General features: G+C 44.1%; 2 tRNA genes. Both read right to left on the bottom strand.

Features of this window, described 5'->3' with window-relative positions:
* Window positions 1-106: 106 nt before the first annotated feature.
* Window positions 107-182 (bottom strand) — tRNA-Ala (locus AB4653_RS21775).
* 21 nt (window positions 183-203) lie between these two features.
* Window positions 204-280 (bottom strand) — tRNA-Ile (locus tag AB4653_RS21770).
* Between the last annotated feature and the right edge of the window lie 35 nt (window positions 281-315).

The raw sequence follows: 315 nt of genomic DNA, 5'->3' as shown, positions 1-315 counted from the left end.
TGAATTACTCGTAAGTAATCAATCAGTCAGCTTTCCAAATTGTTAAAGAGCTTGATTCAAACTAATGAACCATTTTTAAATATTTTCAGATAAAAACACTTAAAGATGGTGGAGCTATGCGGGATCGAACCGCAGACCTCCTGCGTGCAAGGCAGGCGCTCTCCCAGCTGAGCTATAGCCCCATCTTTGTTTCTAGTCGATATTGGTGGGTCTGAGTGGACTCGAACCACCGACCTCCCGCTTATCAGGCGAGCGCTCTAACCAGCTGAGCTACAGACCCAATATCGTCTCTTTTACTTTCTAAACCTAATCAAT

It is taken from the genome of Vibrio sp. 10N.222.48.A3 (assembly GCF_041475345.1).
In the GTDB taxonomy this organism is placed as follows: Bacteria; Pseudomonadota; Gammaproteobacteria; order Enterobacterales; family Vibrionaceae; genus Vibrio; species Vibrio tasmaniensis_A.
This window is presented reverse-complemented; position numbering and strand designations above follow the sequence as displayed.